The 5,596-nt window shown below is 53.6% G+C and carries 5 protein-coding genes and 1 pseudogene; 2 read left to right on the top strand and 4 right to left on the bottom strand.

Annotated elements, in window-relative coordinates:
• Nucleotides 1-228, top strand: a 228-nt coding sequence (locus ACLKMW_RS26215) for a hypothetical protein (RefSeq protein ID WP_415727454.1), incomplete at its 5' end; no start/stop codon positions are given.
• Between the two features lie 47 nt (nucleotides 229-275).
• Here the strand turns inward: ACLKMW_RS26215 and ACLKMW_RS26210 are convergent.
• From ACLKMW_RS26210 to ACLKMW_RS26200, 3 genes are all read right to left on the bottom strand, one after another.
• Nucleotides 276-1,823, bottom strand: a complete 1,548-nt coding sequence (locus ACLKMW_RS26210) for a purine-cytosine permease family protein (RefSeq protein WP_415727453.1) — start codon at nucleotides 1,821-1,823, stop codon at nucleotides 276-278.
• Nucleotides 1,824-2,076: 253 nt separating this feature from the next.
• On the bottom strand, nucleotides 2,077-3,105 hold the full coding sequence (gene speB / locus ACLKMW_RS26205; RefSeq protein ID WP_415727451.1) for an agmatinase: 1,029 nt from the start codon (nucleotides 3,103-3,105) through the stop codon (nucleotides 2,077-2,079).
• A 401-nt stretch (nucleotides 3,106-3,506) separates the two neighbouring features.
• A complete protein-coding gene (locus ACLKMW_RS26200) occupies nucleotides 3,507-4,319 on the bottom strand; it encodes a TetR/AcrR family transcriptional regulator (protein WP_415727450.1) in 813 nt (270 codons plus the stop codon).
• 294 nt (nucleotides 4,320-4,613) lie between these two features.
• Between ACLKMW_RS26200 and ACLKMW_RS26195 the strand changes: the two genes are divergently transcribed.
• The gene (locus ACLKMW_RS26195) at nucleotides 4,614-5,144 is read left to right on the top strand and encodes a Y-family DNA polymerase (protein ID WP_415727449.1); all 531 of its coding nucleotides are present in this window, start codon (nucleotides 4,614-4,616) and stop codon (nucleotides 5,142-5,144) included.
• A gap of 22 nt (nucleotides 5,145-5,166) precedes the next feature.
• Here ACLKMW_RS26195 and ACLKMW_RS26190 read toward each other — a convergent pair.
• Nucleotides 5,167-5,324 (bottom strand): annotated as a pseudogene (locus ACLKMW_RS26190) (SulP family inorganic anion transporter); the annotation flags it as partial.
• Nucleotides 5,325-5,596: the final 272 nt, after the last annotated feature.

Genomic DNA, 5,596 nt, shown 5'->3' with positions numbered 1-5,596 from the left:
TGGCGATCCGCCAAGGTCGAAAACCTCCAGGATGCAGTCATCTATTGTTCTCCCATCTGTGAAAAAATGAACTTTCCCGGCGCACAGGCCAAGGACATCATACGGCCTCAAAATATAGGCGCTAATTTGCCATCGCTAATGCGGTTGCAATTTCCATCTCTGTGCAAACCGCATAGTTATCCGCCAAAGAAGGTCCGTCGTTGGTTATCAACGACGGACGCTGACTGATCTCCTTGGCTAATTTATTCTTTTTTAAACCTCCCCGAGGGCATCAACTATCTCGCAGGGGCGGCATTATTTTCTAGTTGCTGATTGTCGATGTATCCACCGCGTCCAGTAGGCTTCACGAAAATCCGTGTCAGGATCGCATATGAGATTCCGGCTACGATACATGCCGGCCCCGAGGCACCTAACACGCCGAACAAGCTGCTGGGAGACAGGTGCTGTGGATTGAGCAGAAGGAAGTAGACAGAGCCACCAATAAAAATCGAGGCGAATGCTACAATGTTCCAGCCCGACCAGAATGCATATTTCCCATCTTTCGAGACATCATACAGTGCGCGCTGGTCAATGCGGCGCTTACGTAAGAACAAGAAATCGACCAACGTGACGCCCGATACCGGTGAAAATATCAGTACGGTCCACGAGAGGAACACGGAGAAATTATCATACAATACTTCAGGGTAAAATGCTGCGATTGCGGCCGGTAAAAACAGCAAAGCGGTCAATTTCCCCCAGGACAGACGCATCCACCACCCTCCACCTTGACGAAGCGCAACCGCCATTCCGTAAAATATAACGACCATGCTTGTGATGTTCGCGAGTGCAATGAAGACCAGTGCAAAAATTCCCAACGCGAGCCCGCCGAGTGGAATCATCCAGACGGTCGGGTCTGCATCTCTCAGAGCGAGGGCTGCGAGCAGCCCGACACATGTGGCAACGATCTGTGCCAAGCCAATGCCTAGCATATTTGGCCACATTGCGGATCGAGGCGAGCGCGTGAGGCGGGCAACATTGCCCGTGATTGGCCACCAGCCGAGCGTGGCCGAAAGGCTCAATTCGACGGCTATCATGAAATCTACCCTCGTATCTCCGGTGGGAGACGTGGGCTCTGCATTAACAATACGATCCCATCCCTGATCATGAAAAATCAGATAGAGCATGACGGCTGATAGCCCGAGCAGGCCGGGTGAAACGATGCGATTGAGCCAGTTAATTGATACTGGCCCTCGCCAAAGCGCAAGCCAAGCAATAGCGATCCCAACCAGGCCAAAGGCGGTCACAACTAACCCGTTTGGACTGTAGTTGCCGCTTGTAGCAACATTCAAAATGTTGGTACTTGCCCGTCCAAACATGATCGACAGCACGGAAGCCCATCCGACGCCAAAGATCACGAGAAGCAGGAACAGCATCAGCCGGGAGCCGGCGTGACCAAAGACGCTGCGAAGGAATGTGTACTGTTCCGTGCCGTATTTACCGGCCGAGATGCAGACACCTATGGCCACGACTGCAGCGCCAATCGACGTACCGATAATAATCGCCAAAATTCCGTGCTTGGCACCGACAAATAATGCAGTGCTGCCGCCAACCAGGAACGCCCAAGTGGCGACGGCCATTCCGATGTTGACCCAGGCGTAGTCCCAACCGCCCCATTCGCGCTCATGCTTAAGTAGCGGCAATGTTCCGAAGGCGGAATCCAGCTCAACAGGGACAGCTATAGTCTTTCCCTCGCCCCGAGGGGATGAAACCTCTCCACGGGCCCCCATCAGTACAGAACCATCGCGCTGATTGATATTACGACCACGATGCCGAAGCAAAGCCACAGTATATCTCCAAATGGCAGGTCTTTTCTAGCTGGGTCGTCATAATCTGCTGACTCTATGGTCGCCAACCTGCGGCTCAATTCAAGATCAAATCTGGAATCGTTATGTGATGTCATTTTCCCCTCCATGTCATTTCCCCTCCATATTGAAGGCTATGGCTTCGATTGAGGCCACAGCCTTCGATTATTGTTGTTGGATTTATTTCTAAGAAGACCTCATCTTTGCAGTGAAAGCGTCTTTGTTCTCCGCGCCCTTAAACGTGTCCGAGGCCGGATGGATTCGCCCTGATTCCCAGCGTATCGAGCGCCAACCGGGTCGCGACACGGGCCGCGTTGTTGCCAAGGTCATAGACCGGGGCACATTCCGTGATGACATAGGCATCAATCCCGAGAGCCACGAGGCCACGCACGAGCTTCAGGAGCTCGCGGGAAGTCAGCCCACCAACTTCCGGCACGGAAACTCCCGGCGCGTAGGCTTGATCCAAGACGTCCAGATCCGTGTGCAGGACGACACCTTTGGTGCCTTTCCAAGCGATGTCACGAATCCGTTCAATCGTCTTGTTGACACCCCAGTCGTCGATATCCGACACTGTTATCAGTTGGATACCAGCTTTACGCGCATAGTCGCGCTCCGACTTGGGATTTAGCGGACTGTTGAGGCCAACTACGACGACGTTGGATGGATCGACATTTGGCAGTTCGGCGGTCCGGCTGACTGGACATGCATGGTTGAGGGTCTCGCCTTCAACATTCTCGGCAGTATCCATATGAGCATCTATCTGGATGTACCCCATCGGTCCGTCGATGAGCTTTGACAATGCCGCGGTAACGGGAATCGGGCAGGAATCGTCTCCACCGAAAACGATGGGGAATGCACCAGCCTTGACAATCTCGGAGATGCATCGCTCGGCTCGCTCAAAAGTTCGGGCCGCGTTGCCCGGGACCACAGAAACGTCGCCGCAGTCGACAAAATTAAGAGCTTCGAAGAGATCAACCTGATACTCTCCATGATAGCTGACGTAGGCCTCGGAAGCCATTCGTATTGCGCGAGGACCATAACTAGCCCCTGGTCTAAGAGTAGCCGTACCTTCCCATGGCATACCCAGCACGGCAGCTTTTACACCATGGGCTTCCAGCTCTTCCCGCTTCGGAGGCACGACATTGGCGCCGAGGAACGTCGGAATTCCAGCAATCAGGCAGCCGGGAAAGCTCGTTTTTCCGTGACTCCTTCCAAACGTGACATAGTCATCGGAAACGACGGGCGAAGATGTTCTATTTTCCAAGTCATGATCTCCTTAATAACTCTAAGTTTATATTGATATATGCTTCTAATAAATCCGCACACATCAAATTAGAATATCGAAATCGGCACGAGTCAACATTTACTTTGAAATTATTGCGAACTATTCAAACTCCTCCTGGTACTAAAAGTCTGCGATCCAATAGACGAATGCTTTCGGGCACATCAGACAACTATGCTGTCCGAAGCTATAGCAGCGCCTAACCTGCCCCTATATTCCGTCAGATTCACGGACTCGTACCATTCCCCGGATATCGAAAATTCCTTCGCAGGGTATGTTGAAAGCGGCTCTGTGCTTGTAAAACGACGCCCCCGTAATCGAGCGGAATGTAAAATAACGGCCGAACGAAGCTGCCTCACATGTGTTCTCTCCTACTTACCAGCTCATGAACGAGACTTCGAAATCTTGGCGTGGTTCTCGAAATAAAGCGGCGAGTTGAGGTCGCCGTCGAATTTAAGAAGCTCGCAGATCATTTTCTTCAGGTATTGCATTGCGCCAAATATAGGCGCGCCCTGGGGAATGAAGCTTCCAAAGAAAATACCGTCGATATTTCTCGAAATGAATGCACTCATCTGGTCGGGATCATCGCAAAAGAAGACTTTTTCCGCGACACCCAGGCGTATGCAGATGGCGAGGGAGTCTTTTTCGAACTGGTAAAAATCCTCTACAAAGCCGTCTATGAATTCCGATCCACCGCCTCTCGCGCCGCAGGCGTTCGAGAACATGATACGAGTCAGGCTTCGGAGGGTTTCGGACATTTCGACACTAAGGTCGAGATAGGCACCGAGCAATTCCGCTGGCCCGTCGTAGCGGCGCATAACGTCCCCATACCTCGACATCATGAGATCGAGCGCGTGGAGAACGGAAGACTGGAAGAAAACGTCTTTATTTTTGAAGTAGTAATATACCAGCGAATGCGTGACGCCGAGACGCTTGGCGACAAGAGGAATAGTGACGTCCTCGTACCTAGCTTCCGCAAAGCATGCGAGCGCACCTTCCAGCAAGTTCTCAGCTCTTGCACCGGAATTCAAACATAAGCGCTGTTTCGTTCTCTTAACCCGCTGTTCCAGCTGAGTATGAGCAACGCTTTCCATGATTCTTTCCCGTGCTTTTCTCTTGAGACGCGCCGCTCTGGCATCTGACGACGAATTCCTGCAGTGACGAAGCGCCGCGTACAAAGACGTATTGACAGACATGTCAAGCCTCCTTGTAGCCACAATTTACATGCCTGTCAATTCCAAATTGTTCGCACTAGAGCCCATATATACCCGAACTCCGCAGAATCCTGGGCGTCTACACCTGGACGCATGCAATTCGAGTAATGAATTCCGACAAAATCACTCGGCAGTAAAATTTTGTACTGACACACAAGTCGAGCCCTCGCTTGGCATCGGTCGGAGCTACCACTATTTCGAGGCATTCCTGGGCACCCATCCCGGTCATGCCGCAGTTCGCACGCTTCGCGGAACTGCGGCTCGTCGCCGATTGCGGTGAACAATGCAATCGCGGCCTACCGGCGATCGGAGCGAGGCAGTCGCTCCCGTCCACAAGGTTATTCAGGTGGATTGGATGCTTTCTATGCCCCGCTCGAGCAGCGCGACAATCCCGAATTTAGCGGCACACCGGTCGCAGTCTGCGGCTCAGCCGCACGCGGGGTCGTGGCCGCCGCGAGTTATGAGCGCGCGCATTCGGGGTACCCTGCCCTGCTCTCGTCACCTGAGGTAATTGAAGCGGCAGTCCGTGTCTCGGGAAACGAGTATGACGGAGACGAACCGACCGCAGGGTGTCGTTGCAGGGTCGCGGTATGCATCTCTGGGCTATTGGAGTGCTTGCCATCAGCCCGGCGATACGCCCTGCGATCACGATGGGTTTGGCCGGCCGTGGCGCTCAAGAAAGAAATGCTGATGCCCGCGTCCATGATCGGCGCGAGACGCCTTTACCGGAGATTCCGAGCTATGGCCCGACCACCACCGCTCGCACAATCGAGCGCGGATACGGCGTCTGTCCGAGCGGCACGTTGATAAAGACCACACTGCTTGCCATTAACCCGAGCAAATCCTCACGTTCGCTGGCGAATAAGGTCACCGCGATGCCGGCCGTGAAGCCGAGGTAACGGGACAGGGGATATACTTGATGAAGGTGCCGAGTCGGAGCAGCCCGACAGCCGTCAGCATCATTCCGGACAGGAATGTCGCCAGCAAATCTGGATTCTTGGGCGAGAACAGGGTGCAGATGTCGCCGATCGCCTGCCATAGAGCGTCGATGGTCCTGATCGCTCTGGCGCGCAGATGCGCCTTGCAGGTTCTCACGACTGGGGGCGCAGGCTTCAAGAGCTGGGGCATGACGTTAGGCTGATGCCGCCGTCCTATGTGAAGATTCCATGAGGAGGAGACCGGCACCCTTAGCTCTAGAAAGATAAGGGCGCCCAACTTTCTCGATGGAGATCATTGCCATGCAGACTGCCAGGAAGACC

It is taken from the genome of Borborobacter xinjiangensis (genome assembly GCF_047739745.1).
GTDB lineage: Bacteria > Pseudomonadota > Alphaproteobacteria > Rhizobiales > Rhizobiaceae > Pseudaminobacter.
This window is presented reverse-complemented; position numbering and strand designations above follow the sequence as displayed.

Bases quoted from the DNA above. Each gene is read 5' to 3' on its own strand.
- ACLKMW_RS26200 (WP_415727450.1), bottom strand. From the start codon at position 4,319: ATGTCTGTCAATACGTCTTTGTACGCGGCGCTTCGTCACTGCAGGAAT.